Source organism: Exiguobacterium sp. s193 (assembly GCF_018618755.1).
Classification (GTDB): domain Bacteria; phylum Bacillota; class Bacilli; order Exiguobacteriales; family Exiguobacteriaceae; genus Exiguobacterium_A.
On the sequence record NZ_JACSMR010000009.1, the window covers coordinates 43,500 to 69,900 of the forward strand.

The 26,401-nt window shown below is 48.0% G+C and carries 22 protein-coding genes and 3 riboswitches; of the genes, 10 read left to right on the top strand and 12 right to left on the bottom strand.

Annotated elements, in window-relative coordinates; translation table 11 throughout:
- Positions 1 to 42: 42 nt before the first annotated feature.
- From treR to treC, 3 genes are all read left to right on the top strand, one after another.
- Positions 43 to 750 carry a trehalose operon repressor gene (treR, locus tag KNQ04_RS11240; RefSeq protein ID WP_214850810.1) on the top strand — a complete coding sequence of 236 codons (708 nt, stop codon included), beginning with the start codon at positions 43 to 45 and terminating at the stop codon, positions 748 to 750.
- Between the two features lie 569 nt (positions 751 to 1,319).
- Positions 1,320 to 2,759, top strand: a complete 1,440-nt coding sequence (gene treP, locus KNQ04_RS11245; protein WP_214850812.1) for a PTS system trehalose-specific EIIBC component — start codon at positions 1,320 to 1,322, stop codon at positions 2,757 to 2,759.
- A gap of 25 nt (positions 2,760 to 2,784) precedes the next feature.
- Entirely contained in the window at positions 2,785 to 4,431 is a 1,647-nt protein-coding gene (treC, locus tag KNQ04_RS11250) for an alpha,alpha-phosphotrehalase (RefSeq protein ID WP_214850813.1), read from the top strand.
- 132 nt (positions 4,432 to 4,563) lie between these two features.
- Here treC and KNQ04_RS11255 read toward each other — a convergent pair whose 3' ends face one another.
- The gene (locus KNQ04_RS11255; RefSeq protein WP_214850815.1) at positions 4,564 to 5,925 is read right to left on the bottom strand and encodes an alanine/glycine:cation symporter family protein; all 1,362 of its coding nucleotides are present in this window, start codon (positions 5,923 to 5,925) and stop codon (positions 4,564 to 4,566) included.
- Positions 5,926 to 6,118: 193 nt separating this feature from the next.
- On the opposite strand from KNQ04_RS11255, the gene tnpB reads away from it, so the two are divergent.
- Positions 6,119 to 7,291, top strand: coding sequence for an IS200/IS605 family element RNA-guided endonuclease TnpB (tnpB, locus tag KNQ04_RS11260; RefSeq protein ID WP_214850817.1), 1,173 nt, complete (start codon positions 6,119 to 6,121; stop codon positions 7,289 to 7,291).
- 166 nt (positions 7,292 to 7,457) lie between these two features.
- Positions 7,458 to 9,161: a methyl-accepting chemotaxis protein gene (locus tag KNQ04_RS11265; protein ID WP_214850819.1), complete on the top strand. Its 1,704-nt coding sequence runs from the start codon at positions 7,458 to 7,460 to the stop codon at positions 9,159 to 9,161.
- Positions 9,162 to 9,216: 55 nt separating this feature from the next.
- Here the strand turns inward: KNQ04_RS11265 and KNQ04_RS11270 are convergent, their stop codons facing one another.
- The 6 genes from KNQ04_RS11270 to ribD form a co-directional block, all read right to left on the bottom strand.
- Positions 9,217 to 9,984: a DUF6612 family protein gene (locus KNQ04_RS11270; protein WP_214850822.1), complete on the bottom strand. Its 768-nt coding sequence runs from the start codon at positions 9,982 to 9,984 to the stop codon at positions 9,217 to 9,219.
- 74 nt (positions 9,985 to 10,058) lie between these two features.
- A complete protein-coding gene (locus KNQ04_RS11275; protein ID WP_214850824.1) occupies positions 10,059 to 12,716 on the bottom strand; it encodes a putative bifunctional diguanylate cyclase/phosphodiesterase in 2,658 nt (885 codons plus the stop codon).
- Positions 12,717 to 12,898: 182 nt separating this feature from the next.
- Positions 12,899 to 13,357, bottom strand: a complete 459-nt coding sequence (gene ribH, locus KNQ04_RS11280) for a 6,7-dimethyl-8-ribityllumazine synthase (RefSeq protein WP_214850825.1) — start codon at positions 13,355 to 13,357, stop codon at positions 12,899 to 12,901.
- Between the two features lies 1 nt (position 13,358).
- Entirely contained in the window at positions 13,359 to 14,543 is a 1,185-nt protein-coding gene (gene ribA, locus KNQ04_RS11285; protein ID WP_214850927.1) for a GTP cyclohydrolase II, read from the bottom strand.
- Positions 14,543 to 15,169 carry a riboflavin synthase gene (gene ribE, locus KNQ04_RS11290; protein ID WP_214850826.1) on the bottom strand — a complete coding sequence of 209 codons (627 nt, stop codon included), beginning with the start codon at positions 15,167 to 15,169 and terminating at the stop codon, positions 14,543 to 14,545. The genes ribA and ribE overlap by 1 nt, the downstream gene beginning before the upstream one ends.
- Positions 15,154 to 16,200: a bifunctional diaminohydroxyphosphoribosylaminopyrimidine deaminase/5-amino-6-(5-phosphoribosylamino)uracil reductase RibD gene (gene ribD, locus KNQ04_RS11295; protein ID WP_214850827.1), complete on the bottom strand. Its 1,047-nt coding sequence runs from the start codon at positions 16,198 to 16,200 to the stop codon at positions 15,154 to 15,156. Before ribD ends, ribE begins: the two co-directional genes overlap by 16 nt.
- 157 nt (positions 16,201 to 16,357) lie before the next feature.
- Positions 16,358 to 16,502, bottom strand: a riboswitch (FMN riboswitch).
- Positions 16,503 to 16,652: 150 nt separating this feature from the next.
- A riboswitch (SAM riboswitch) is annotated at positions 16,653 to 16,756 on the bottom strand.
- Positions 16,757 to 16,972: 216 nt separating this feature from the next.
- Positions 16,973 to 17,074, top strand: a riboswitch (SAM riboswitch).
- Positions 17,075 to 17,135: 61 nt separating this feature from the next.
- On the opposite strand from ribD, the gene KNQ04_RS11300 reads away from it, so the two are divergent.
- Positions 17,136 to 17,894 carry an alpha/beta hydrolase gene (locus KNQ04_RS11300; RefSeq protein WP_214850828.1) on the top strand — a complete coding sequence of 253 codons (759 nt, stop codon included), beginning with the start codon at positions 17,136 to 17,138 and terminating at the stop codon, positions 17,892 to 17,894.
- A gap of 474 nt (positions 17,895 to 18,368) precedes the next feature.
- Here the strand turns inward: KNQ04_RS11300 and KNQ04_RS11305 are convergent, their stop codons facing one another.
- Positions 18,369 to 18,986 (bottom strand): thymidine kinase, encoded by a 618-nt coding sequence (locus KNQ04_RS11305; protein ID WP_214850928.1) that lies wholly within the window; start codon positions 18,984 to 18,986, stop codon positions 18,369 to 18,371.
- Positions 18,987 to 19,172: 186 nt separating this feature from the next.
- On the opposite strand from KNQ04_RS11305, the gene KNQ04_RS11310 reads away from it, so the two are divergent.
- On the top strand, positions 19,173 to 19,823 hold the full coding sequence (locus KNQ04_RS11310) for a DedA family protein (RefSeq protein WP_214850830.1): 651 nt from the start codon (positions 19,173 to 19,175) through the stop codon (positions 19,821 to 19,823).
- Between the two features lie 35 nt (positions 19,824 to 19,858).
- Here KNQ04_RS11310 and KNQ04_RS11315 read toward each other — a convergent pair whose 3' ends face one another.
- Positions 19,859 to 20,104, bottom strand: coding sequence for a type B 50S ribosomal protein L31 (locus KNQ04_RS11315; RefSeq protein ID WP_012371588.1), 246 nt, complete (start codon positions 20,102 to 20,104; stop codon positions 19,859 to 19,861).
- Between the two features lie 97 nt (positions 20,105 to 20,201).
- A complete protein-coding gene (gene rho, locus KNQ04_RS11320) occupies positions 20,202 to 21,566 on the bottom strand; it encodes a transcription termination factor Rho (protein ID WP_214850832.1) in 1,365 nt (454 codons plus the stop codon).
- A gap of 351 nt (positions 21,567 to 21,917) precedes the next feature.
- Between rho and KNQ04_RS11325 the strand changes: the two genes are divergently transcribed.
- The 3 genes from KNQ04_RS11325 to KNQ04_RS11335 all read left to right on the top strand — a co-directional run bounded on the left by KNQ04_RS11325 (position 21,918) and on the right by KNQ04_RS11335 (position 23,766).
- Positions 21,918 to 22,598, top strand: coding sequence for a C40 family peptidase (locus tag KNQ04_RS11325; protein ID WP_214850835.1), 681 nt, complete (start codon positions 21,918 to 21,920; stop codon positions 22,596 to 22,598).
- A 120-nt stretch (positions 22,599 to 22,718) separates the two neighbouring features.
- Positions 22,719 to 23,492, top strand: coding sequence for an SDR family NAD(P)-dependent oxidoreductase (locus KNQ04_RS11330; RefSeq protein WP_214850837.1), 774 nt, complete (start codon positions 22,719 to 22,721; stop codon positions 23,490 to 23,492).
- A gap of 109 nt (positions 23,493 to 23,601) precedes the next feature.
- Entirely contained in the window at positions 23,602 to 23,766 is a 165-nt protein-coding gene (locus KNQ04_RS11335; RefSeq protein WP_214850838.1) for a hypothetical protein, read from the top strand.
- A gap of 372 nt (positions 23,767 to 24,138) precedes the next feature.
- On the opposite strand, the gene glpX is transcribed toward KNQ04_RS11335, so the two are convergent.
- Together glpX and murA are read right to left on the bottom strand one after the other, a co-directional pair.
- A complete protein-coding gene (gene glpX / locus KNQ04_RS11340) occupies positions 24,139 to 25,104 on the bottom strand; it encodes a class II fructose-bisphosphatase (protein WP_214850840.1) in 966 nt (321 codons plus the stop codon).
- Positions 25,105 to 25,136: 32 nt separating this feature from the next.
- The gene (gene murA, locus KNQ04_RS11345) at positions 25,137 to 26,384 is read right to left on the bottom strand and encodes a UDP-N-acetylglucosamine 1-carboxyvinyltransferase (protein ID WP_214850842.1); all 1,248 of its coding nucleotides are present in this window, start codon (positions 26,382 to 26,384) and stop codon (positions 25,137 to 25,139) included.
- Between the last annotated feature and the right edge of the window lie 17 nt (positions 26,385 to 26,401).

The window sequence follows — 26,401 nt, forward strand, 5'->3', positions numbered from 1 at the left end:
TACACTGATTGCAAATCTTTAAAATAAGGACGGTCTACACCCATGCCAAAGTATCTACACATTTATCAACAGCTCGCTGCCCGTATCCAGGACGGGTCGCTTCCTGCTGAGACAAAGTTACCGTCAGAAACGGAATTAATGGAGGAATTTTCTTCGAGCCGCGGGACGGTCCGAAAAGCGATCGACGCGCTGCTCGAAAAAGGATTCGTCCGTAAGCAACAAGGAAAAGGTGTTTTCGTTTTAAGTCAAGATGCCATCGAGTTTCAGTTCAATGGCATCGTCAGTTTTTCGGAAGCTCATCAAAAAATGGGACGTCATGCTGTCAAAACGGATGTCCTCTCTTGCGACATCTTTGATGCGACGGATGAACTTGCTCAATTGTTCAATGTACAAAAAGGAACCTCCATCACGCGGATAAAACGGATTCGACTAATCGATGGTGAACGGGTCATTTTCGATATCAATCATTTCGTAACGGAACTTGTTCCGGGGCTGACTTCCGCGATTGCAACTGGGTCGATCTATTCTTACATCGAACAAACGTTGAACCGGCAAATCAGTTATGCAAAACGAAAAATTGAAGCTCAACCTGCGACAGCTGAAGATCAGGCACAGCTCGATTTAGAAGGCACGACCCATGTCATCGTCATCACGAATGACACCTATTATTACGAAGGACAACACTTCGAGCATACGGAATCACGCCATCGCCTCGATAAATTTCAATTTACGGATATCGCACGTCGGTAGACTACAAAACCGCCTCCCGACTTTGTCGGAGAGGCGGTTTTCAGACTGTAGATAAAGTGCTAGCGAGAGATAAACGCGTCTTTTTTCGTTGCTTTCCTCGGGCGAGGCGCAAGCCGTTGCTCCTTGGTCCTCACGGACAACGAGCAGGGTCTTGCCTGCCTCTGAACGTGCGTTAAAAACGCACTTTTCCCCGTAGGAGTCAACGAAACGTGACGCTTTTTAGGCCGTAGCGCAAGTATAGACAAGTCATGCAGCCGATTTAGAGCGCAAGCCGTCTTGAATCGCTTTTAAACGTAAAAAGCAACCAATCGATCGCATCTAAACATAGCGTATTCACTCTTTATAAGAGTTTGTCTACACGCTAAAAACCGCCTCCCGACCTTGTCGGAGAGGCGGTTTTTTTATCTCGATTCAGAAAAAATTGAAGCACCCTTCTTGAATTAACGTTAACTTATCTATATAAGTTTTTGACTTAACTTATATAGATAAGTTAAGATGGGTTTGCGCAGATAAGAAAACGTTTTCATTTCAAGTGATGTCTTCAGTTCAATCCAAAAGGAGAATGCGAGATGAAACCCAACTACCGTCAAATTGCAGAACAACTCATCGAACGAATCGGTGGGAAAGAAAATATTGAACAGGCCGCCCATTGTGTGACGCGACTCCGCCTGACACTTAAAGACCAAAGCCTTGTCGAGCAAGATGCCTTACTCGAAGTCCCACTCGTCAAAGGGGCGTTCTTGAATGCCGGTGTCTATCAAATTGTCATCGGTGCGGGTGATGTCGACCGTGTCTATGCTGAATTCATTCAATTGACAGGCTTAAAAGCAACGACCATCGCCGACGTCAAATCGTCCGGTGCTTCGAAGATGAATCCGTTCCAAAAACTGATTAAAGTCTTCTCCGATGTCTTCATGCCAATCATTCCTGCCATCATCGTCGCGGGTCTCTTGATGGGGATCAACAATCTTTTCGGGATTGAGTTCGGTGGAAAAACGATGATTGAACGTTACCCAAACCTTCAAGGGTTATGGGATTTAATCAACATGATGGCGAACACCGCCTTCGTCTTCTTACCGGCACTTGTCGGTTGGTCGGCAACGAAACGCTTTGGCGGGAGTGAAATTCTCGGGATTGTCATGGGACTGATGCTCGTTCACCCCGACCTCTTGAATGCTTGGAATTATGGACAAAGTGCGTTAAAAGGCGAGATTCCGACGTTTAATATCCTCGGTCTCTTCGAAATCGAAAAGGTCGGTTACCAAGGTCAAATCTTACCTGTACTTGCTGCAGCGTATGTCTTAAGTACGATCGAGAAATGGCTTAAGGAACGTGTACCGAATGCAATCCAGCTCCTTGTCGTCCCGATTACGACAATTACTTTAACAGGTTTCCTCGCCCTTGCTGTCATCGGTCCCGTCACGCGTCAGCTTGGCGACTGGATCACGATTGGTGTCGTCAATACGTTTGAAGCTGTACCATTGCTCGGTGCCTTACTGTTCGGTGCCCTCTATGCGCCACTCGTTATCACGGGGATGCACCATATGTTCATCGCCGTCGACCTTCAGCTCATTGGACAAAATGGTTCAACCTTCATCTGGCCGATGATCGCCATCTCAAATATCGCTCAAGGATCAGCAACGCTCGCCATGCTCTTCCTCGCGAAAAACGCGAATGATAAAAACATGGCTTCGACGTCCGCTATCTCCGCTTACTTCGGCATTACGGAACCTGCGATGTTCGGTGTCAACTTACGCTTTAAATATCCATTTTATGCAGCACTCGTCGGATCAGCGATTGCTTCTTCCTTCATCGCTGTAAGTGGTGTCTTAGCTCCTGCAATCGGTGTCGGTGGTTTACCTGCCTTCATCTCAATCGTTCCCGGATCGATTTTGTCGTTCATCATCGGTATGGTGATTGCTATTGTCATCCCGATCGTCTGTACGTTCCTGTTCCATTACGTCTCGACGAAACGCGCACGAAAAGCCGCACTCAAAGAGGCTGCGTAACTGTTTTTAGAAAGGTGTGACTTGTATGACACTCACAACGACTGATTGGCGGAAATCCGCCGTTTATCAAATCTACCCAAAAAGTTTTTATAGCCCGGAAGGCAAAGCGACTGGAACACTCCGGGGAGTCACGGAAAAACTCGACTATCTCGCTTCACTCGGCATCGATTATTTATGGCTGACGCCCGTCTATGCCTCACCACAAAATGACAATGGTTACGATGTCAGCGACTATTATGCGATTGACCCGTCGTATGGAACGATGCCGGAGTTCGATGAATTGCTTGCTGAAACAGCGAAACGTGATTTAGCGGTGATGATGGATATCGTCGTCAACCATTGTTCAACAGAACACGACTGGTTTAAGCAAGGACGAAATCCCGACAGTCCGTATCATGATTATTTCATTTGGCGGGAGGAACCGACCAACTGGAAATCCAAGTTCGGTGGCCCTGCCTGGTCGTTTGATGAAATCGCCGGCAAATATTATCTTCATTTGTTCGACAAAACCCAAGCCGACCTCAACTGGGAAAACCCGCGTCTTCGGGAAGACATTTATCAGATGATGCGATTTTGGCGCGACAAAGGAGTCCGCGGCTTTCGGCTTGACGTCATCAATCTCATCTCAAAGGATCAATCGTTCCCCAATGATCCGACCGGAGACGGAAGAACGTTTTATACGGATGGACCTCGTGTCCATGATTTCCTCCAGGAAATGAATCAACGTGTGTTTGAAGGTCACGACTTGATGACGGTCGGTGAGATGTCATCGACGACGCTCGATCATTGCCAGCAGTATTCGAGCGTCCGCGATGAGGAGTTGAAGATGACCTTTAACTTTCACCACTTAAAAGTCGACTATCCGGACGGTCAAAAATGGACAGCAGCACCATTCGATTTTCTTGAATTAAAACGGATCATGTCGGACTGGCAGGTTGGAATGCAGGGAAAGGCATGGAATGCCATCTTCTGGTGCAACCATGACCAGCCCCGTGTCGTCAGTCGGTTCGGTGATGATACACGTTACCGCGTCGAAAGCGCAAAAATGCTTGCGACGACGTTACATGGACTTCAAGGGACCCCGTACATTTATCAAGGGGAAGAAATCGGCATGACGAATCCGGACTTTACGGATTTTACGGACTACCGTGACGTCGAAACATTGAATCTCTATGAAGAAAAAATCGTTCAGGGCGAAGCACCTGAACAGATTCTTGCGGCAATCCGCCAAAAATCACGTGATAATGCACGAACACCGATGCAATGGGATGCTTCACCGCATGCAGGATTCTCGGAAGTGACACCTTGGATTGACGTAGCGCGGAACCATACAGATATCAATGTCGCAGCTGCCGTCGCCGATCCGGATTCGATTTTCCATCATTACAAAACATTGATTCAACTCCGGAAACAATATGATGTGCTGACGAACGGCACGTATCGTCTGTTAACACCGGATGACTTGTCCATTTGGGCGTACGAACGGACAACAGAAAACGAGCAATTACTCGTCCTCTCGAACTTTTACGGTTCAACCACACCGTTCACGTTACCAGAGACAATGTCTGATGCAGACGTATTGATTCAGAACTACAAAAACATTCAGAAAGACGGTTGCCGGATTACATTACGTCCATATGAATCCATGATGTTCTACCAACCAACCGTTTAACATGTTTTTGAAAATAAACAAAGCCCGCTTCTTCTGTCCATTCCAGAACAGAGAAGCCGGGCTTGTTTTTCGTTTTGAGAACCGGACAAGAAGCAGAGGATCGAGTCAACCGCTCCTTGTATCCTGCAAGGTTTAGGAGGCGTTCCGATTCGCCTGTTCCTTCTTCATTTGTTCTCGGAATAGTCGCGTCTCAGCAATGACGACACCGGATAGTCCGATTAAACCAATCAAGTTCGGAACTGCCATCAAACCATTAAAGACGTCCGAGATGGCCCAGACTAGATTCAGGTTCGTCGTGATCGCACCAAGTCCGGCGACGAGAACAAACACGATCCGGTACGGCAAAATCGACTTCTGGCCAAACAGGTAATAAATTGATTTCTCACCGTAGTAGGACCAGCCAAGGACCGTCGAAAAGGCAAACATGACGAGTCCGATCGTGACGATATACTTACCCGTCGGACCGAGGAAGACTTCAAAACTTGCCGTCGTCAGTTCGACCCCTTCGAGCCCTGAATCCAACTTACCACCCATGACGAGCGTCAATCCTGTCATCGAGCAGACAAGAAGCGTATCGAGGAACACTTGTGTCATCGATACGAGTGCTTGCCGTCCAGGAAAATCCGTTTTTGCAGCCGCTGCCGCAATCGGTGCGGAACCGAGACCCGCTTCGTTCGAGAACACACCTCGGGCGACCCCGTAACGGATGGCGGCACCAATCGCACCACCTGTGATCGCTTCATTTGAGAACGTACTGCTGAAAATCGTCGAGAAGGCTCCAGGAATCAAGTCATAATTCATGACTAAAATCAGTAATCCACTTCCGACATAAAAGAAAATCATGAATGGGACAAAATAACTGACGACTCGCCCGATTGATTTAACACCACCGAGAATGACACCACCCGTTGCGACCATCAAGACGATTGCCGTCACATAGAGCGGCACATCGAACGTCGACTCCATCGCAAGAGCAACTGAGTTCGTCTGTACACCGTTCCCGATTCCGAAGGCGGCAATCGAAGCGAAGGCGGCAAATAACACGCCAAGCCATTTTTGCTTTAATCCGCGTTCGAGATAGTACATCGGTCCTCCGGCCATCTGCCCTTTTTCATCGACGACACGGTATTTGACGGCAAGGATGGCCTCGGCATACTTCGTCGCCATCCCGAACAGACCCGACAGCCACATCCAGACGATCGCACCCGGTCCTCCGAGCACGACCGCCGTCGCGACTCCGACGATATTCCCGGTACCGACCGTCGCGGCGAGCGCCGTCATCAATGCCTGAAAGTGACTGATGTCTCCTTCCGCCTGGTTCGTATCATCCTGTTTCGTAAAGGCGAGCTTTAAAGCATATGGAAGCTTTGTAATTTGAATGAATCCTAAACGAAAGGTTAAGTAAATTCCTGTACCGACCAATAAGATTAGTAACGGTGGTCCCCAAACGAAATTCGACACCGTACTTACCCACTCACTAAATGACGTTCCCATGCTTTGACCCCCTTAAAAAAATAGTATCTAGTCCCTCCTATCTTTTCAGAATTAACAGAATACTGTCAATGTATTTTTCAGTTGTTTTATTAAAATTAGGCGAGAATACGCCCATTTCTAAACGAAGTGAAAGTGGGAGATGAATCGCCACCCTCTCTTTCGGATATATTCCCTTTGAAGGAGGTGAAAAATGGTGTTGAAGCACAAGGCCTACACATTCAGAATCTATCCGACAAAAGAGCAGGAAATCCTGATCGCGAAGACGATCGGTTGTTCGCGCTTCGTTTTCAACCACTTCTTGGCGAAGTGGAATGAGACGTATAAAGCGACAGGTAAAGGACTGTCCTACGGGTCTTGTTCGAAAGAACTCCCGTCGTTGAAGCAGGCATTCGACTGGCTGAAGGAAGTCGATAGCACGTCTGTTCAAACGAGCGTCAAGCATCTTGCTGATGCCTGTGACCGCTTCTTCAAGAAACAGAACAAACGGCCCCGCTTCAAGTCGAAGAGCAATCCCGTTCAATCGTATAAGACGAACATTCAGGGCAAGTCTCAACTTCCAGAAGTCTCGATCGTCGGCAACAAGTTAAAACTCCCGAAGTTGAAATGGGTGCGATTCGCCAACTCGAGGCAGGTCGTCGGACGCATCTTGAACGCCACCATCCGACGGAACGCTTCAGGAAAATACTTCGTCTCCCTGCTCGTCGAGCAGGAGAGCAACGAAATGCCGAAGACGGGCTCATCCGTCGGCGTCGATGTCGGATTGAAGCACTTCGCCATCCTGTCGGACGGCACGGTATACAAGAACGACCGTTACTTCCGTTCGCTTGAGAAAAAGCTGGCACGTGAACAACGTAAACTCTCTCGTCGTCAACGGTTGGCCTTGGACAAGAAAGTAAAACTTTCCGAGGCGAAGAACTATCAGAAGCAGAAGCGGAAGGTTGCCCGCATCCACGAGAAGATTGCGAACAAGCGAACCGATTTCCTGCACAAGGTATCGACCGAGATCGTCAAAAACCACGACGTCATCGGCATCGAGACCTTGCAGGTGAAGAACATGCAGAAGAATCGCAAGTTGAGCAAGTCCATCTCCGATGTCAGTTGGTCGGAGTTCTTCCGCATGCTCGGATACAAGGCGGAATGGTACGGGAAGACCGTCGTGAAAGTCGGCAAGACCTTTGCTTCCAGTCAACTGTGCTCCAGTTGCGGACATCAACACAAAGACGTGAAACATCTTGGCTTGCGTGAATGGACATGCCCGAGTTGCGGCATCCTCCACGACCGGGATGTGAACGCAGGACTGAACCTCAAACAAGAAGCTGAACGCCTCTTAGCTTCTTCAACCGTCGGGACGACGGGGTTAGCCTGATCAATTTTCGACCGTTAGGTCGGATCACTCAGGAATCCTCCACTTCTAAGCGAAGCGTAAGTGGAGGTAGTTCAAATTTTTCAATTATAAGTAAATTTTTGACTATCTTTGTTATATTGAAGAGGTGTTGCGACGGAATTTCATTTTGCAAAAAGGAGTGTTACTAATGAAGATTAAAACGAAGTTAGTCTTGCTGTCCTCCATTCTTTTGCTAGCCCTGGTCAGTACGGGATTGTTCGGTGCCTCTGTTTTGCATGCAGTCGACAAAAAAAGTCAGACGGTCACGTCCTCCTGGATTCCCGGGCTGAATTTGTCCCACACTACCCAGACCGCCCTGTCTGATTTACGCCGTGTCGAGCTGTTGCACATACAGGAAGACGATCCCGCGACCAAAGCCGAATATGATATGCGTCTCAATGACGGCTTAAAACAAATCAACGCCGATTTAACGAAGTATGAAAATACGATTTACTTGAAGGAAGATCAGACCTTATTCAATCAGGTCCGAAAAAATCTGAATACGTTCACTTCGACGACGAATCAACTCGTCCGTCTCAGTACACCGGAGACGAAACAGCAGGCCGTCACATACTTTGAAAGCACGAGCCGGGATTCCTATTTCGCCCTGTCGGACAGTCTCCAGGCTCTCGTCAAGTTTAATAATACACAAGCAAAAGAAAACGGTGCCGCCATTACAGATTCCGCGAATCAAGCGTACGTTATCTTATTCAGTCTGATTAGCATAGTCGGATTGACGGGCTTGATTCTGACGTTTCTCATCCTCCGCTCCATCTTCATCCCGTTGCGACAGCTCCAAGATAAAACCAATGAACTTGCTACCCAGGGAGGTGATTTAACGACACAACTCGAAATCACCCGTCCGGATGAGATCGGTGAAATCGCACACGGAATGAATCAGTTCATCCGAAATTTACATGCTGTGATCCGTCAGGTCGATGATACGGCGAACCATGTCGTATCGGCTTCACAACACGTCTCCCACCGAATCGGAGCCCTCGATGAAGAGATGGCTTCAACCTCACATACGATTGAAAACCTGTCCGCCGGGATGGAGGAAACTGCTGCTTCAGCAGAAGAAATGAACTCATCCGCGGTCGACATGGAAACGACGATTCATCACATCGTGACGATGGCACACGATAACGGAACACGTGCAAAAGAGGTCGATCAACGGGCACAAGCACTCCAAATCGTCGCTACAAAAGCCAAATCATCTGCCACAACGATTTTAAGTGACACGAAAACACGACTTGAAGAGGCGATGGTTCGTGCGAAAGCAGTCACCGAAATTTCTGTCCTCTCGGATGCCATTTTGGAAATCGCGGCCCAGACGAATCTCTTATCACTCAACGCTTCGATTGAAGCGGCCCGGGCCGGTGACGTCGGCCGTGGATTCGCTGTCGTCGCGGACGAAATCCGCAAACTCGCTGACAGTAGCCGGAACACCGTCGAACAAATTCAAGATGTCTCGTCCACTGTCATCGAATCCGTCGAACAATTAAATCACGTCTCCGGTGAGATGCTTTCCTTCATCGATCAAAAAGTCGTCCAAGACTATGACTTGTTCGAAGAAGCCTCTCAACAATACAGTACAGATGCCCACATGTTTGGTACGGCTGCCGATGACTTCGCCGACCATGCTGTAACACTTCAGGAATTGACGTCGAACATGATTGGTGTCATCCATGATGTCGCTGTGACCGTCAACGATGGTGCCCAAGGGACGCAGTCGATGTCTGAAAAAATCAATCTGTCGGTCCTTGCTTTCCGGGATGTGCGTATGCAGACAACGACCAGTCAACAGCAAGCTGACTCGTTAAAAGACGTCTTACGTCAATTTAAGATTTAATGCATTCAAAAACAGGTGAAGTTCCCTAATCGAAATCGGGAACCTCACCTGTTTTTCATTGAAGCGCTTCTGTCATCGGCACAGCGTCTTTTGCTGCTTCCGGTAGTTCGATGGCCGGAATCGTATTGAACTTCGAGAAGGTTGATTCGTTTGTCATCTTAAACGAAGTTCCTTCTGCGATCTCAAACTCCATCTCCATGTCGAGTGTTTTCGGATAATACGTTTTGGCATCGTACGTCATCGTATAGTCCATCTTTTTATAATCGATTTGATCCATCATTTCTTTCATTTGCCCGAGTTGTCCGGTTTGTTCGAGCGCATCTTGCATGAAGTTTTTCAAGTCGTCCCCTTTTAACTTCACATCGATTTGATAGACGTCGTCTTTTCTTTCAGCCGTCCAGTTGTCTTTATACTTTTTCAACAACTTTAAATTTTGTTCCGTTGATGTAGGAGACTCCATCATTTCATTGAAATCCGATAAATCCTGAACAATCCAGTTGTCCTCTTGCTGCACATACATCTTGTCATCGATCATGTAACTTTCAACACTCATGTCTGTACCGTCTTCAACATTTTTCATCTTCGTCGTCTGATGCATCGCGAACGGCTTCTGGATGACATCGGCAGAAACGTCCTGGCCGATCGGCATGCCGCCGACTTCAGAAAAGACCTGACTGTCCATATGGAATGACTGAATGTCTTCTTGCGCCGCTGTCGCTTTTTTTAGCAGTTCGCTATTCGACAGGTCGTCCTGATTGCACCCGGCAAGACCAATCGATGAGACGACGGCTAGCGCCAACACACCGGTTCGTTTTTTCATCATCACTATCTCCTCCTCATATACTTGTGTCTACGGATAACGGTTGGAAAAAGTTTCAAAATCAGTTCCGTCCGCACTCACGTCAAATCACGATACAAAAGCGGCTCAATCTCACGCGGCGGCATCGGACGCCCGAAATAATAGCCTTGCATCCGTTCACATACCAATTGATTTAAGACGTTGACCTGTTCGAGTGTCTCGACCCCTTCCGCGATGACGGCTAAGTTCAACGATTGTGCGAGGTGAATGATTGAAGAAATCATCGAGTATCCACTCGTCTCTACATTTATCTTTTGAACGAACTCACGCGGAATCTTCAATGTGTCGATTGGAAAATCGACGAGACGGGACAATGAGGAATAGCCCGTCCCGAAGTCATCAATCGAAATCGTGAACCCAAGCTGTTTCAGCCGATGCATCGTCTCGACCGTCTCTTCGATGTCTTCAGTCGCCGACACTTCCGTAATCTCTAAGTCGATTTGTTTCGGATTAACTTGCGTTTCCTTGACGAGGCGAACGAGTGTCAAGACGAACGTCGGGTGATGGAACTGTTGCATCGATACATTCAGACCGACCTTCAACTCGATTCCTTTGTCTTCCCACCGTTTTGCCTGCAAAAATCCTTCCCGCAAGACCCACTCCCCAAGGCGGATGATCATGCCGGCTTCCTCCGCGAGCGGAATGAAGTCATTCGGTGAAATCATCCCGAGTTCCGGATGATTCCAACGGATCAATCCTTCGACACCGACCATTTGGTATGTCACGGTATCGACTTGCGGCTGATAGTAGAGGACGAGTTGATCTGTCTCGATGGCAAGCGGGAGTTCAGATTCGAGACGCAGCCGATACGAGGCGGCTTCTGCGATATCGTCAAAGAAAACAATCCGCTTTCCACCCTTCGCCTTTGCTTGATACATTGCTAAATCCGCCTGCTTCAAGAGGGTAACGACAGCTTTTCGTTCGACACGCTGATGTTTGACCGCTCCGATGCTCGGACTAGAAATTAATTCGATGCCTTCAAGCGTATAGGGTGCGTTCAAACGGGTCAGGAGACGGTCCGTTCGTGTGCGCGCCGTCTCTTCTGACGTCACATGGCGAAGGATGACAGTAAACTCATCCCCGCCTTGCCGTGCGACGACATCGTCGACCTCTGTTGCGTAGCGTAGACGTTCTGCGACCTCAATCAACAATTGATCTCCGATTTGATGACCATATGAATCATTCACGAGCTTGAAATCATCTAAATCAATGAAACAAAGAATGATTGTTTCTTGATTCTGTTCCTTCTCAACTAACTGATGCAAGATTTCTTCAAAATACTTTCGGTTGACGGCCCCTGTCAAATGATCGTAATAAGCAAGTTGTCGAATCTTTAGTTCATTCTCACGGATACTCGTGATATCTTGTCCGATCCCGAACATACCGACCACTTGTTGTTTCACACGAATCGGGATGCTCGTCACGTTCAATAAAACATTCCCACCATTGTCTTTTTCAAAAATGGTTTCAAATTGGCTGGCGGTCATCTCATTTTTTCCCGATTCAGTAGCGTCAGTTCGTCTTAGTAATTGACTGTACGAACGCCCAACCAACTCACTTTCACAATGTTCCGCTAGTTTTTCGAATGATGGATTCGCACTCTCAATCTGTCCTTTTAAATCTAATGAATAGACAGCATCCGGGTGGTAAGTAAAAAGTGACTCGTAACGCTCCTTACTCTCTTCTAACTCGTCCGCTTTATGATGAATTTCTTGAATCAATTCATGATTACTTAAAATCATCAAAATTTGCCGGATTAAAATTAAAAGAATCGTCACCCCACAACCAATCATCAATCCATTTAAAGCGTCCCCACGTTGTGCATAAAACAACATCGTTGAGAATAATAGAATGACGAGGAGATAGGGTAGAAACAAACGCCCCAGCTGCAACGATTGTACCCTCCCTTGATCGACTCGAATACGTTCCACCGTAATTTCTCCTGCATGGCCAGAAACTGCGACTAGCAACAAGCTCAAAATAAATAATGGATCAATCCAGTCAACGGTCTCATATCCTCTTGTCGTCGTCATGTATAGAAAAATCGTATCTGCCGTAATTTGAATCAGTAACCCGATGAACAAAAAGGAAAAACAAGTCGGTCGTTCTGTTTCTTTGCGCTGTTCTACTAAAAAATAAATACTGATGATACAAAATAATAAAACAACATCATTCATCGGATAGGCGAAAGCAAGGAAATTTTCCGCACCAGACGTCACGCCACCCACTAAAGCAGGGCGGACTAAGAAAAACCAGCTGTATGTCACAGCGACCGTCATCACAATTAAAATGTCGAAGATGAAACGAACTAAATGATGTTTCGTCACATATTTTCTAATTAAATGAAGGAAGGCAACGAAGAAAAAGAATGATTGCAACATATAAAAAATATCTGGTGGTCCTGGAAATGGAACTTCGACCTGCTCGAAATTTTCATAGAACATCCAAATCAATTCCGCAATAAAATAACTTCCTGTCCCATAGGATAAATAAAGAAAAAATCGGCCTTGCTCCTGCCCTATCGTCCGATAAGTTCGAAGTAACAAGAACGTTGCTACTGCGCAGCCGACGACAGAAAAAATATTATTTCCCCAAGAAGACATCTCCGGTCGGTCTGCATAAAACCAAATCCAGATATAATAGCTCAAACAAAATAAAAAAATCCCATAAAAATAATGACTCTGTTTTACTTTCATTCACTCACCTTCTTTCACCGTTTATATTTCACATTCTTTTATTATACGGTGATTATACCGTCCCATGTATAAGTAGGTTTGAATTCCTCACTAAACACCAAAAACTTCATATGTAACCTAAAAAGGGGGAGGTGACAGAAGACGTCACCTCCCCCTTTTGAATATTTCTGTACAAGACTCACTTAGAATGTCCGCAACAAATTCGCCATCTCGATTGCGGAAACTGCTGACTCATACCCTTTATTGCCTGCTTTCGTTCCAGCCCGTTCAACAGCCTGTTCGATTGAATCCGTCGTCAACACACCAAAGATGATCGGGACACCCGTCTCACGTGACGCACCGGCGACGCCTTTCGCAACTTCATTGCAGACATAATCGTAATGTGACGTCGCACCACGGATGACGGCACCAAGTGTGATGATGGCGTCATACTTACCACTTTTCGCCAATTTCTCCGCGACGAGCGGAATTTCGAATGCGCCTGGCACCCACGCCGTATCGACGTTATCCGCTGCGACGCCATGACGACGGAAGGCGTCATTTGCTCCTCCGACTAATTTAGAGGTGATCAATTCATTGAATCGTGCGGCAACGATCGCAACCCGTAGTCCTTCGCCCGTTAAAAATCCTTCGTATACCATCTTAATTTCCTCCTTCGAGATCGAGCAGATGCCCGAGCTTCGTTTGTTTAGTTTTGAGATACTGCTCATTTTCCAGACTTGCCGGCACTTCATGCGGAACCCGCTCAAGCACGGTGATGCCGTACGTTTCGAGCGCCTGTTGTTTAGCTGGATTATTCGTCATCAAGCGAATTTTCGTGACCCCTAAATCCTTGAGCATCGCGGCTGCGACGGCGTAGTCGCGTAAGTCTGCTGCAAAGCCGAGCGCATGGTTCGCTTCGACCGTATCGAGTCCTTGCTCTTGGAGCTCGTAGGCTTTCAGCTTCGCCATCAGACCAATCCCCCGGCCTTCTTGCCGTAAATAGAGAACAGCACCGCCTTCCTGTTCAATCCGGTCGAGCGCTGCGTCGAGTTGCGGACCGCAATCACACCGTTTTGATCCGAACACGTCACCCGTCAGACACTCAGAATGAACCCGGACGAGCATCCCGTCTTCTGCTTCCCCTGACAGTACCGTGACGTGTTCCTTGGTGTCGGGTGTCGTATACCCGAGCATCCGAAACGCGCCGTGTGTCGTCGGTAACAAGACTTCCGCTTCACGGCGGACCGGCCGTTCGAGATAGCGGACTAGGGCGTCAATCGTAATCATTTTTAAATCATGTTCTGCTTTATACGTCACTAAATCATCGACCCGCGCCATCGTCCCGTCTTCTAAAATGATTTCACAGATGACGGCTGCTTCTGCGCTCCCTGCGAGCCGTGCCAAATCAATCCCCGCTTCCGTATGACCACGGCGAACGCGGACGCCGCCTTCATTCGCGATTAACGGGAAGATATGTCCGGGACGCTTAAAGCGTTCCGGTCCGTCCGTCAGCATCCGTTGAATCGTCAGTGCCCGTTCTGCTGCACTGATGCCCGTTTTCGCGTCCTCATGATCGATGCTGACCGTAAAGGCCGTCCCATGCGGATCCGTATTGACGTCCGTCATCGGACGGAGCTCGAGTCGTGCTGCGATCTTCGGACTGACCGGGACACAGACGAGCCCTTTCCCGTAGGTGATCATGAAGTTGATCATCTCGGGTGTCGCATGTTCTGCGAGCAGGACAAGGTCCCCTTCATTCTCACGGTTTTCATCATCACAGACGATGATCGGCCGTCCCCGTCTTAAGTCATCCACTGCTTCTTCAATCGAATCAAATCCGTTCATCATGCTTCGCCTCCTAAAAATGCCGACCAGTCGGTCTTCGCATCCTTCTGCGTAAAGTGATAGAGATGTTTCGCCATCAAGTCACATTCGATGTTGACGAGAGCACCACTTTGCAATTGCCCAAACGTCGTGACTTGGCGTGAATGGGGAATCAATGAAATCGTCACCGTGTCGGTTCCGACGTGTTGCAGTGTCAGGCTCGTTCCATTGATTGCAATCGATCCTTTCGGAATACAATACTTGCTCCAATCCCCTGCTTCAAAACGGTATTCCATCGCTTCGCCGTCCGGTCGTCGGCTGAGAAAACGCGCCGTCCCGTCGATATGTCCGCTGACGAAGTGACCGCCGAACCGTCCATTCGCCGGCATCGCACGTTCGAGCTGAACAGCTGCTCCAACCCGTAACGTCTGCAGCGATGTCGCCCGGATCGTTTCATGGACCGCATCTGCCGTAAATCCGCTTTTCGTCATCGCTGTCACCGTCAAACAAATCCCGTCAACGGCAATGCTGTCACCAACCTTCGTTCCGTCGAGCACTGCTTTCGCTTCAATTTCCAGCGCCAATCCGTTCGCCCGGGGGACTTTTCGTTTTAATGTGCCGAGTTCTTCAATCAATCCGGTAAACATGTCACCCTCTCCTTTCGTACATACTGGAGATGGACGTCCGGTCCAATTTGTTTCATATTCACTAAATTAAAACGGTCTTCGATGTCGTGTGCCGTCGTCAGAGATTTTGTCCCGTTCAAGAGGGACGGTGCCTGATAAAGTTCGATTGTGTCAACGAGGTCCGCCTCCAAAAAAGCCGTTTGAATCGTCGGACCACCTTCAATCAAAACACTCCGGACTCCCTGTTCGTATAAAAGTGAAAGCACTTGATCCGGTGTCGTAAACGTGCCGACAAAAACTGTCACGTTCGCCCGTCGACTTGTACAAGGCTGTTCCGTCAGCCAATATGTCGGATTCAATCCGTCATTCAGCACACGGAATTTCTCAGTCAGACGTCCCCGACGGTCGACGATGACCCGGATTGGTTCGATACCGGTCGAACTGCGTAACGTCAGTGCTGGATCATCGACAACTACGGTGTCACTGCCGACGAGAATCGCATCGTGTGTCCCGCGTAACTGCCGTCCGTCCGCCCGTGCCACGTCCGAGGTGATAAAACGTTGTTCACCCGTCGCGACCGTTCCGTTCATCGTTTGGGCGACTTTCACTGTGACGTGCGGCCGTTTTTGATCGATTGCTGACCAAAACGGTTCATACAGTGCCACTGCCTCGTCTTCTAATAGACCGACTTCGACTGCAAGTCCCGCTTGCCGGAGACGTGTGATGCCGCTTCCCGCGACGAGCGCGTGCCGGTCTTCTGTTGCGACAAACACGCGAGCAATCCCTGCTTCAAGAATCGCTTCCGTACACGGTGGCGTTTTCCCATGATGATTGCACGGTTCGAGCGTCACATAGAGGTCGGCTCCGCGTGCTGCTTCGCCCGCCATCCGGAGCGCTTCGACTTCGGCGTGCGGTCCTCCCGCATAACGGTGCGCCCCAAAACCAACGATCCGTCCCTGCTTGACGATGACACAGCCGACGCTCGGATTCGGACTCGTTTGACCGTTTAACATATGTGCCAGTTGCATCGCATAACTCATGAATGTTTCCATTTTTTCCGCTCCTTTCAACAAAAAAGACGCCTCCTGTAAAAGGGGCGTCGCGATTGAAGGATTGACGAAATAAGCGTCTCGTGTTTCCGTTTTTTGCATACAGAAACAGACCCTTCCCTGAAAACATTTTTTCAGAAAATGGCACCAAGCGCATTGTTTCGTCCTTCTCCCATCCGGACTTTACCGTCGGCCCTGGAGTCTCACCAAGTCAGCCACAGTGCGTACACTGCAGGTCGCGGGCTCGTCGATTCATTGATCGCATCACCGCCGGTTGGGATTTTCACCCTACCCCGAAGAACTGGTTATTGAGTTATACAGCTCAAGATTAGCATAGGTCATTCTAAAACACAAAAATGAATTTTTTCTTGATTTCCCCGTGATCAGAACAACAAAAAAAGACCCATTTTCTAACGAAAAGGGTCCTTGTATCTGCACTAAGGCAGAATTCACTCGACTCATCTTTCAGACAAGTGTCTGACGGAATTGGCACAGTGCTCATAATGAGTCTGTTGCCGAGGTTTCGTCGGGCCAGTCCCTCCACCTCTCTGGATAAGTGTTGCGATATGCAGTTCATATGTGTGTTATTACCGTTTAAGCTTATGTCGTAAATCTAATGTTTACACTACGGGGATTTCGTTCATAAGTCAACCATATTTTCAAAATTAAACCAAATTACCCAGTTTACGAATTTCGGCTGTTTTTAATCGTATTGACAATGCCATTCAATCAATGCTATTCTCTTTCCAATGATTAAACCCGACAATTCCTATACGATATATCAAGAGTGGGCGAGAGAACTGGCTCTATGACTCCACGGCAACCTGCTTCTGCAAGGTGCTCCGACCAGCAAAGCCGATGCTTTGGATGATACTTACGAAAATTCGTAGTGCGCCTAAAGCACTACGAATTTTTATTTTACGAGGGAGGAACCCACCATGCCTACATCCTATCCGGTTTTATCAGGAGCCGAAGATTTTTTAATACAACGTGGTCCAATCGGAATTTTACTTTGCCACGGCTTTAACGCAACACCTCAAAGCGTCCGCGCGGTCGGAGAGCAGCTCGCCGAGCAAGGACTGACCGTCTATGCCCCACGCCTCCATGGACATGGAACTGATGTCCGTGACTTTGAGACTTCGACCGCGGAAGACTGGAAAGACAGCCTGCGTCAAGGCTTTGCCCTCTTAAGACAGCATTGCTCTTCCATTTTCATCGCCGGACAATCGATGGGTGCAACACTCGCTTTATCGCTCGTCGCCGATGGATTACCTGCTGACGGACTGATTACGATCAATGCGGCACTGTCCGTTCCTGCTTACGAAGCTTTATCATTTACTGATTGTCCCGTCTATCTCAAGGAAAGTACGCCGGACATCAAACGGGAAGCTGCTGAAATCATTTATGAACTCGTCCCTGCCGTGTGTGCCTCCGAGCTCTTACGGCTGATTGACGAAACACGCCCGACACTTCCATCAATCCATGTGCCGACACTTATTTTATATTCAGCCGTCGACAACGTCGTCCCTCCCGAGAACTCCGACTACTTACATCAGGTCATCGGGTCGCTCGATAAACGGAGTTATTGTCTCCTCGACTCCTATCATGTCGCGACACTCGATCATGATCAAGCGACAATTGTCCAGGAGACGACCCGCTTCGTCGAACAGTTTAGCCGTTTAACACAGACAGGTTGATCGGTGCCGGGAACACAACGAAAAAGGAAGACGTTTTTTATCTTTCAATATTACTTTGCCTACACGCAAAAGACCTCATCCATTTCCGGACGAGGTCTTTCCAACGTGTAGGCAAACGCTTATGAAGCGTGAACATGTTATATCGAGAGGCAATCCGTTCGCGCTTCCCTGTATCGCCTCGTCTTCAAAGCGATTCGAGACGGATTGCGCTCTAAACCGTCTGCAATCACGGCTTTGCGTCACGACGTTACCTAAAAAGCGTCGTTTTTCTGTTGACTCCTACGGGGAAAAGTGCGTTTTTAACGCACGTTCAGAGGCAGGCAAGACCCTGCTCATTGTCCGTGAGGACCAAGGAACAACGGCTTGCGCCTCGCCCGAGGAAAGCAACGAAAAAAGACGCGTTTATCTCCCGATAGAACTTTGTCTACAGTCTGAAAAGACCTCATCCATTTCCGGATGGGGCCTTTTACGTGTTCACTGTTGTTGCTGTTTTTTCCAGTCCTGTAACGCTTGTGATTTTCCCGGCACTTCATGGCAATGGCGGCACCGCGGCTCATACGATTCTGACGCCCCGACTAAAATGATTGGATCATTGTAGTTGGCAGGCCGACCATCAATCAAACGTTGTGTCCGCGATGCAGGGTCACCACACGATAAACAAATCGCTTGAAGTTTTGTCACGAACTCGGCACGTGCAAGCAGTTCCGGCATCTTCCCGAACGGCTCTGCCCGGAAATCCTGATCAAGTCCGGCACAGATGACACGTTTTCCGTCCTGCGCGAGCGCTTCGATGACGTCGACGATCTCGTCATCAAAAAACTGAACTTCATCAATCGCAACGACTTGTGTCTCTTGTTCAACTGCTGCGTAGACATCACAACTCGTTGCCATCGGCACTGCAATGACCGAGTTGCCGACGTGAGAGACGACATGCTCTTCATGATAACGGTCATCGATTGCCGGCTTGAATACTTGAACGGGTAACTTTCCATACTGCGCCCGTCGAACACGCCGAATCAATTCTTCCGACTTACCAGAGAACATACTTCCGCAAATCACTTCAATCCATCCGTACTGATTTATTACATGCATCATTGCAAAAACACCGTCCTCTAAAATTAGTCACTTTAACGAGTATAGCCCGAATCGATATTGAGAAAAAGAGTTGACTTCCGAAAATCGAATATCCGCACTTTTCGTTCTCGAGAATTCATCATCTCGTCATTTCAACTGGTACTCATTTCCTGTACACTAGAAGAGAAGTAGTTAAGAAGGAAGGTGTCCCCGATCCATCACATATTACATGAAGTGCTTCATCAATACGGTGCATTTGGACTTGCGCTTTTACTTGCAGGTGGAATCGTCGGGCTTCCCGTTCCCGATGAAACGTTACTTGTCATGTCCGGTTTTTGGATGCACGCCGGCAATCTCCCATTAGTCGGAACGATTCTTGCGGCTTATGCCGGCAGTTGTATCGGGATGACGATCAGTTATCTCCTCGGTCTCAAACTCGGAATGCCCCTGCTTCACCGGATCGGTCCGAAGATTCGCATTTCAGAAAAACATATCCTAACGGCAGAAGCTGGCTTTCTGCGTTATGGCAAATCAGTCCTGATTATCGGATACTACATACCTGGTCTTCGGCAACTGTCTGCTTTTTTCGCAGGTGTCTCGAAAATGCCTTTTCGGATCTTTGCATCCTACGCGTATACCGGTGCGCTCATTTGGATTAGTATTTTTCTCGGGGCTGGTTATTTCCTCGGACGCCACTTCTCATTTAGTCGTGTCTTTGAACAGTTCGCGAAAAATCCCGATTTACTGCCCTATGTCATCGGTATTGCCGGCGCCATCGGAGCATCCTTTATCTTAAAAACCTATCTTTCGTATCGTGCACAATTCAGTTTATACAAAAACAGCCTGCTCCAGTGATGGAGACAGGCTGTTTTTTAATGGATAGGTCGCAATTACTTGCGGCCGTATTTTTTGTTGAAGCGATCGACACGACCGTCTGCAGCGTTGAACTTTTGACGACCAGTGTAGAATGGGTGCGAGTCCGAAGACACATCCACGCGGATGAGTGGGTACTCGTTTCCATCTTCCCAAGTGATTGTTTCGTTCGAAGAACGAGTAGAACCAGTTAAGAATTTGTACTCAGTAGTTGAATCCATAAATACAACTTTGTTGTAGTTTGGGTGAATTCCTTGTTTCATGGTTGATTTCTCTCCTTCCGCCCTGGTTCATTTGCTGAGCCAGAGTAAGTTACCTTCCTATACTAAACGATTTTCCATCGTCTCGCAATACCTATTTTTAAGTCGACGTATCTGTTTTAATCGTCCGTGGTTTGGCTGCTGCCCGGCGGATCGGCTTCTTCTTTTCTTTCAGCAGTTCGACGAAAAATTCTTCATTATTTTTTGTATCCTTGATTTTACGTAAGAATGTATCGACGAATTCATTTGATTCATTCATCGTCCGACGAATCGCCCACAGCGCATCAAGCTGATCCTTCGGAAGTAACAACTCTTCTTTCCGTGTTCCGGATTTCCGAATATCGATTGCCGGGAAGATCCGGCGTTCTGATAATTTCCGGTCAAGATGCAGTTCCATGTTACCCGTCCCTTTAAACTCTTCATAAATGACGTCATCCATCCGTGAACCGGTTTCGACGAGAGCAGTCGCAAGGATCGTCAAACTACCACCATGCTCAATGTTCCGTGCTGCTCCGAAGAACCGTTTTGGTTTATGGAAGGCAGCCGGGTCAATCCCCCCTGATAAGGTCCGTCCACTCTGCGGTACCGTCAAGTTATAGGCACGCGTCAGACGTGTAATCGAGTCCATCAAGATGACGACATCTTTTTTATGCTCGACGAGGCGCATGGCCCGCTCGAGCACGAGTTCCGAAATCCGAACATGGTTATCCGGTGTCTCATCGAACGTCGAACTGACAACATCTGCTCCCGGGACGGACCGTTCGATGTCCGTCACTTCCTCCGGTCGTTCGTCAATCAAGAGAATGATCAACTCGACATCCGGATGATTGACTTGGATCGAATTCGCGATTTCTTTTAAAAGAGATGTTTTCCCTGCTTTCGGTGGTGCGACAATCAATCCGCGTTGTCCGAAGCCAACCGGTGCGATCATATCCATCACACGAACCGACAGATGACGTGGTTCCGTTTCGAGACGCATCAGACGATCGGGATAGATTGGTGTCAACGCCGGGAAAAATAACCGGTTCCGTGCTGTGTCAGGTGCTTCCCCGTTTACTGCCTCCACACTTAAAAGACCTTGGAAACGTTCATTTTCCTTTGGTGGTCGGACTTTCCCCGTGACAACATCTCCATTACGTAGGTTGAAACGACGAATTTGTGAAGCAGCGATGTAGATATCTTCAGAGGATTGTGAGTAATTGATAGGGCGAAGGAAGCCGAAACCACCATCGTTTTGCATCTGTGGATTACCAGGGATGACTTCAAGCACCCCTTCGAGGAAGTAAAGACCGGTTGATTCTGCTTGTGCTTTTAAAATTTTGAACATCAGTTCACGTTTTCGTGCTTCACGGTACTGAGGAACATTTTTTGCTTTCGCGATTTCATATAAGTCTTTTAATGTCAGGTTACTCAGTTGAGCAAGTGTATAGGAACGTTCTGGTTTGTCAGTTTTTTCAGTTGGCATATGGATTCACCTATTCTTTATAAATTCAGCAACAAGGTTCTGTAACATTTCAATCGTCATTCTAAAAATTTTTACCGTGAGTTAAAGGTATCATATATCTACTGCTTTCGTCGTGATTTAAAGAATGTAAATTTCTCCTTTGTAATATTCCAAGATATTATTGCAGTTATGTTACAAAAAAAGTGATTTTGTAGCGGAACTGAAAAAACGTTTTCATATGACCGCATGCTAAGATATTCCTGCAGAGAAAAACTTACATATTCGTAAGACAGACTGCCTAAACAAACACTTAATGATTTCATTATATAACTCGGGCTTACTACTTTTAAATTAAAATGGAGGAATTCATACATGAAACGTTTTCTAGCATCGGTCGCGACAGCAGCATTAGTGGTTTCAGGTTTTGCGTCAGTGGGAACAGGTAAGGTTGAAGCAGCTACGGTCACTAAAGTCAAAATCACAGATAACGGATTACGCGTTCGTTCTGGAGCCTCTACAAAATCATCAATCGTCGGTAAAGTCAACGCAGGTCAAACGTTCCGTTACAAAGGAAAATCAGGCAGCTGGACTAAAATTTCTTACGGTGGAAAAACACGTTACGTTTACTCGAAATACACGAAAACATACAAGTCTTCTACTTCAACAGCTAAGAAATCAACAACTTCTTCTTCAACACGTACAAAGATCTTAAGCGAAGCAGCACGCCATAAAGGTACGCCATACGTATGGGGCGGTACAACGACTCGCGGATTCGACTGCTCAGGTTTCACTGGTTACGTCTATAAGAAAGCAGCCGGAAAAACACTTCCGCGTTCGTCTTCTTCACAATACGCGTCTTCTAAGAAAGTCAGCGTATCAAGCGTCCAACCGGGAGATCTCGTCTTCTTCTCACACGGTAGCGGCATCCAGCACGTCGGAATAGCAACAAGTAAGACGAGCATGGTCAACTCAGAAACAGGCGGCGTTAAATACTCAAGCTTTAAATCAGGATACTGGGGTTCACGTCTTGTAGGCGCCGGTTCTTACCTCTAATTAAATCTTACCAAGCGGTTGAGCATCGGCTCAATCGCTTTTTTGTTTGTTCTGCGCTATCGTCTAATTAATACCCGTTTTCAATGCATTCAATCCATGGAAAAAGGAGTGTAACGTATCATGAACGTCTTAATAACCGGAGCTTCGGCAGGAATCGGTCGTGAACTCGCCCGTTTGCATGCATTAAAGGGAGATCACCTGTTACTCGTCGGACGAAATGCCGAAAAACTGTTCGAGACAAAATACATCGTCGAACAGAACGGTGGAACGGCCGACGTTTTCCCATATGACATCGGACAATCCATTCAAATCGAAGCCTTACTTCGGGCGACACAACACCAGTCGGTCGATATCCTGATCAATAATGCGGGATTCGGATTGTTCGGCGAGTTTCTCGAAACCGATCTCGCCCGCGAACTCAACATGATCGACGTCAACATCCGGGCGCTGACCCACTTAACGAAAGCTTATGCGCTCCGCATGCGCGAACAACGCATCCAGGGGAAAATCATTCAAATCGCTTCGACCGCAGCGTTTCAAGCCGGTCCGTTCTTAGCCGTCTACTACGCAACAAAAGCCTATGTCTTAAGTTTTTCAGAAGCCTTGACGGAAGAACTTGCTCCTTACGGCATTCAAGTCACAGCTGTTTGCCCCGGCGCTACCCACACTGATTTTGAAGCGACAGCCGGTTTGTCTGCATCTCGCTTATTCAAACGACCGGGCATCATGGATGCTCCAAGCGTCGCCAAACTTTCTTTTGACGGCTATATGCAAGGCAAGACACTAGTGATTCCAGGTGCGAGCAACGCCTTCTATGTTTTCCTGACGCGCCTCTTACCTCGTCAAACACTTACAAAAATGAGCGCTTCCGTCCAAGCACCGTTGAAAGAATAGTATAATATTGGTAATGCATATCGAGGAATTTCGATTGCAACTAAGTGACGATGTTTATGAAACTAAGAATCAAAATTTAGTGAAGGTACATTGAAGGGAGAGAATGGTTTTGAATAAATACTATATGGTTGCCATCGTAGCTATCATCTTATCGGTTGTATTATTATTTACGAGTGCATATGAGACAAAAGTAGGTGCAGTAATGCTAGCCATTTGTGTAGGTGCATTTGTAAAATTTACTGCGGATGGTGTATTGTCCACTGCTAAAAAATAAGTCTTAAAAAGAATTTGTATTATGCTGATTTAAGATAAATTCTTTTCAGACTATAGACAAACTCTTATGAAAAATGAAAAGTCTACATGGGTATGCTATTCTCGCGCTCTTCCTCCACGTCTGCATGCCTGATTTTCCACGCTATACCGCTAACAGTGTCACGTTTCGTTGACTCCTACAGGAAAAATCGCGTGTCCACACACTGTCAAGAGGCAGCCAAGACCCTGCTCGTTGTCCGTTAGCTTGTGCCTCGCCCGAGGAAAGCAACGAAAAAAGACGCTTTTATCTCCCGATATCACGTTGGCTACACGCCGAAAAGCGACCTTCCCGAAACCAATCGGAAAGGTCGCTTTTTTTGTCCTGTGCCTTGTATTACTTGATGACGAGTTTCGGTTTCTTTTTGAAAGAATGATGCCCTTCCACAAAACGAACCGTCCCTGATTTCGCGCGCATGACGACGGAGTGGGTTTGTCCACCTTGCCCTGAGAACTGAACACCTTTCATCAGCTCACTGTCCGTTACGCCGGTTGCCGCAAAGATGCAGTCATCCCCTGTGACGAGATCGTCCATCATGAGGATTTTCGATGGATCTTCAATCCCCATTTTTTTGCAACGCGCGACTTCCGCCTCGTCCGCCGGAAGTAAACGTCCTTGGAGTTCGCCACCGAGACACTTCAAGGCAACTGCTGCGAGTACGCCTTCCGGTGCCCCACCTGAACCGAGTAAAATATCGATTCCCGTGTGTGGGAATGCTGTGTTGATCGCTGCTGCGACGTCTCCGTCACCAATCAAGCGAATCCGTGCCCCTGTCGCACGAATCCGTTGAATGACTTCTTCATGCCGCTCACGGTCAAGAATCGAGACGACGACGTCTTCGATGTCTTTATTTTTAGCTTTTGCGACAGCTGCGATGTTCTCTTCAATCGTTGCGTCTAAGCTGACGTGACCAGCCGCTTCAGGACCGACAGCGATTTTATCCATGTACATGTCTGGTGCATGAAGAAGATCTCCCGCATCTGCGACAGCGAGTACGGCAAGCGCCCCCCATGTCCCTTTTGCGACGATGTTCGTTCCTTCGAGCGGATCGACCGCAACGTCGAGTCGTGGACCATAACCATTTCCAAGTTTTTCTCCAATGTAGAGCATCGGTGCTTCATCCATCTCACCTTCGCCGATGACGACTGTCCCCTTCATCGGGATCGTGTCGAAGACGTCACGCATCGCGCTTGTCGCCGCGTCGTCCGCCTCGTTTTTCAAACCCTTCCCCATCCAGCGGGCAGAGGCAAGTGCCGCTGCCTCCGTTACGCGTACGAGTTCCATTGATAGACTTCTTTCCATGTGTATGTCCCCTCTCTTGTGCTAAAAATCGGTTATACCGTTTCGCGCCATACGAGGGCCCCGAGCCCTTTTAACTTTTCATCAAACCGTTCATAACTTTGGTCGAGCACTTCGGCATGGTGCACCATCGTTTCACCGGAAGCAAGCATCCCACTTAAGACGAGTGCTGCCGCACCCCGGGGGTCTTTTGCTTCAATTTCTGTCCCGAACAGCGCTTCGCCCCCACGAATGATGATCGAGGCATCTTCATGGGTAATCCGTGCACTCAGACGACGCATCTCTTGCACATGACGGAATCGTTGCGGGTACAGCTTGTCGACGACGATACTCGCCCCTTTTGCTTGCAGGAGCGCAGCCGAGATGATCGGTTGCATGTCACTCGGAAATCCACCGTAGTGGAACACCCGAATGTCAATCGGTTTTGTTTCTCCAATCGATGCCGTGACGGAGTCATCCGTCGCTTCTACCTTTGCACCAAACCGCTCAAGCTTTTGAATGATACTCTCCAAATGTAGCGGAATGACATTATCGACTGTGACGCGTCCTAGAACAGCACCCATCGTCAAAAACGTTCCCGCCTCCATCCGGTCAGGAATCAACGTGTGTCGGCACCCTTGAAGTGATGTAATGCCTTTGATGCGAATCTCATCGGTCCCTGCACCTTTGACGCTCGCTCCCATGTTCGTAAGCATCGTACTGACATCGATGACTTCCGGGTCACAGGCGGCATTTTCAATCACGGTCGTTCCTTCCGCCATGACGGCGACAAGCAACGCACTGATTGTCGCACCGAAGGAAGGCAGATCGAGATAAATCCGGTTACCCTTCAATTCTTCGACACGCATGTAGTAAACACCTTGTTCATTTCTCATCGAGACGCCAAGACGTTCGAGTGCTTTAATATGCAAATCAATCGGTCGAGGACCGATGGCATAACCACCGGGCAGACCGACGACCCCCTGTTTAAATCGTGCCGCGAGAATGCTCATCAGGTAAATGGAACCACGTAATTTCCGTGTTTCCGCTCCCGTCAAAGGCATTGGTTCGACTTGACTCGGGTCAATCGTCACCATATCGCCTTGACGTGTCACGACGGCTCCAAGCGTTTCCATGATTTGAATCATCGTCGTAACGTCGCCAATGTCCGGCACCCCTTCGAGTACGACTTGTTGATCCGTCAAGAGCGCTGCCGCGAGGCAAGGAATCGCACTTTGTTTCGAACCACTGATCAAGACCGTTCCTTCTAGGCGTTGCTGCCCTACGATATGCAAAATGTCCACTATCCATCAACCTTTCT